At 62.5% G+C, this 2,607-nt stretch carries 4 protein-coding genes; 2 read left to right on the top strand and 2 right to left on the bottom strand.

From position 1 onward, the window contains the following. Positions 1-386 (bottom strand): FAD-dependent oxidoreductase (locus A3728_RS13460; RefSeq protein ID WP_150120789.1); only part of this gene is annotated, 386 nt, incomplete at its 3' end. Positions 387-464: 78 nt separating this feature from the next. Continuing rightward, positions 465-887: an RNA polymerase-binding protein DksA gene (gene dksA, locus A3728_RS13455; RefSeq protein ID WP_067924665.1), complete on the bottom strand. Its 423-nt coding sequence runs from the start codon at positions 885-887 to the stop codon at positions 465-467. A gap of 167 nt (positions 888-1,054) precedes the next feature. On the opposite strand from dksA, the gene A3728_RS13450 reads away from it, so the two are divergent. Together A3728_RS13450 and A3728_RS13445 are read left to right on the top strand one after the other, a co-directional pair. Beyond that, positions 1,055-1,894: an AAA family ATPase gene (locus A3728_RS13450; RefSeq protein WP_067924662.1), complete on the top strand. Its 840-nt coding sequence runs from the start codon at positions 1,055-1,057 to the stop codon at positions 1,892-1,894. A gap of 269 nt (positions 1,895-2,163) precedes the next feature. Then, the coding region (locus A3728_RS13445) for a DUF2927 domain-containing protein (RefSeq protein WP_236630498.1) at positions 2,164-2,607 on the top strand (444 nt) is incomplete at its 3' end.

Here is a 2,607-nt window from a genome sequence, read left to right as displayed (position 1 = left end):
ACCTGCCGGCCCAGATCGAAGGTGACATNNGCNNGCNGCGNCGCATCGGNCAGAACCTCGATCAACCCGGCACGATGGGCAAAGAGATAGCGCCCCTCCGGACCCGCCTTGGCAAGGTCGAGCCGCGCGACGGTCCTCCCGTTTTCCCCGTTCTGCAGGACGACGGCGCGCGCTTCGACCGCGCCACGCTGGCGCAGCGGCGTTTCAAGCCCCATGGCCCGCAACACCCGCAGCCCGTTGGGGCTGACCTGCAGCCCGGCCCCGATATCGCTGAACCTTGGGGCCTGCTCCACCAGCGTCACCGCCATGCCCTGCCTGCCCAGCAGCGCCGCCGTCGCCAACCCGCCGACACCGCCGCCCACCACGATCACGCTTGAAGTCTTCATCGGCGACCGTCCCGTAGCCTTGATAGCAAAACGCCGGGGCGCTGGCCCCGGCGTGTATCCTTAACCCTTGCGAAAGGATCAGTCGTCGCGGTGAACGCGCTCGCGGCGTTCGTGCTTTTCCTGCGCTTCCAGCGTCATGGTGGCGATGGGACGCGCATCCAGCCGCTTGAGCGAGATCGGGTCCCCGGTGACGGAGCAATATCCGAATTCGCCTTCGTCGATGCGGCGCAGGGCGGAGTCGATCTTGCCGACCAGCTTGCGCGCCCGATCGCGGGTGCGCAGCTCCAACGCCCGGTCTGTCTCCTCGCTCGCGCGGTCCGCGACATCGGGGATATTGCGGGTCCCGTCCTGAAGACCCTCGATGGTATCGCGGCTGCCCGCCAGCAGCTCCGCTTTCCAGTCCAGCAGCTTGCGGCGGAAATACTCAAGCTGGCGGTCGTTCATGAAAGGTTCGTCTTCGGCCGGCGAATAATTATCCGGCAGGAACACTTCCTGCTTCATGTGATCATCCCTATCGGTTTTCAATGCTGGCATATGAGACCTGTCTCCCGACATCACTCCCTTCCGCAGCGTCTATCCCAGCCCCGGAAGATTGTCACTACACAATCCGATTGTTTTAGGGTTAAAGGGCCAAGGTGAATAGCGCGCTACAGAAGGTTGATAACAGGATGAAATTCGAAGGTACCGCAGACTACGTCGCAACCGACGATCTCACGATTGCCGTCAATGCCGCCGTCACGCTGGAGCGGCCCCTGCTCGTGAAGGGGGAGCCCGGAACGGGCAAGACGGAACTGGCACGCCAAGTCTCACAAGCGCTCGGTCTGCGCATGATCGAATGGAATATCAAGTCGACCACCCGCGCCCAGCAGGGTCTTTATGAATACGACGCCGTCAGCCGCCTGCGCGACAGCCAGCTGGGCGAAGAGCGCGTTCACGACGTGAAAAACTACATCCGCAAGGGCAAGCTCTGGCAGGCGTTCGAGGCCGACGAGCGGGTCGTGCTGCTGATCGACGAGATCGACAAGGCGGATATCGAGTTTCCCAACGACCTGTTGCAGGAACTCGATAAGATGGAATTCTTCGTCTATGAAACGGGCGAAACGATCAAGGCAAAGCAGCGCCCCATCGTTATCATCACGTCGAACAACGAAAAGGAATTGCCGGACGCCTTTCTGCGCCGCTGTTTCTTCCACTACATCCGTTTCCCGGAAATGGACACGCTGCGCAAGATCGTCGAAGTGCACCATCCCGGCATCAAGGAAGCGCTGCTGACGACCGCGCTCACCCAGTTCTACGAGATCCGCGATCAGACCGGACTGAAGAAAAAGCCCTCCACCTCCGAGGTGCTCGACTGGCTCAAGCTGCTTCTGGCCGAAGACATGGACCCCGCAGACCTGAAGCGCGATGGCGCATCGGCCCTGCCCAAGCTGCACGGCGCGCTTTTGAAGAACGAGCAGGACGTGCATCTGTTTGAACGCCTCGCCTTCATGGCGCGCGGCCAGCGCTGAGCGAGAGCGCCCGCCGGGAGCGGGAGCAAGCAGATATTCGCCGGCATCGGGCACGCAGGAATCGCATTCCGCGTGCCTGTTTGTTTGTATTGCCCGACAATCCGCTTTGTTCGGTCCGGTACATGTCTTTTGTCCAACTGGACATTATGCCACCGATTTGACTTAATTGTTTCCAAACATTGACCGGATGGTTGGCAAGTGTACCCTGTAATCAAGCTCAAAAGGGCAGGCAGGCAGTTATGGTGGGCAGATCGGCAGGGCGCGGTCGCATGAAAGTCATGCGCGCAGCTTTCCTTAGGGAAGGGATCGGCGCAACGCGACGCCCGCGGGCGCGGGCGTTCCTGCCGCTGATGATCTTCCTCAACGCCTGTGTGCCCGCGACCCAGTCCGAAGCGCCGACCCGCGCGGCCCTGCCCGTGACCATAGCCGACAGCACCCTGCCCCCGATGAAGACCTTCACCGCGCGCGCGATGCCGGCCGAGGTCCGCTCCAACAAGGCGGTGGCGCAGGATTTCCTCGACCTGTCGTTCCAGATGGAAAGCGGGCGGTCGCTGCCGGTGCTGACCCGTTTCGAAACCCCCATCACCGTTGCGGTGCGCGGCCCCGCCCCCGCCACGCTCGCGCCCGACCTGCGCCGCCTGCTGGCGCGCCTGCGGCGCGAGGCCGGGATCGACATCAGCCAGGTCTACGACCCTTCCGCCAATGTCATCGTT

It is taken from the genome of Sulfitobacter sp. HI0040 (assembly GCF_001634885.1).
Lineage (GTDB): Bacteria > Pseudomonadota > Alphaproteobacteria > Rhodobacterales > Rhodobacteraceae > Sulfitobacter.
Note: the sequence above shows the minus strand (reverse complement) of the source record. Positions and strands in the feature narration are given on the sequence as shown.

What these genes read in the sequence shown, in the direction of transcription:
- dksA (WP_067924665.1), bottom strand. Translation starts at nt 887, where the DNA reads ATGAAGCAGGAAGTGTTCCTGCCGGATAATTATTCGCCGGCCGAAGAC.
- A3728_RS13450 (WP_067924662.1), top strand. Translation starts at nt 1,055, where the DNA reads ATGAAATTCGAAGGTACCGCAGACTACGTCGCAACCGACGATCTCACG.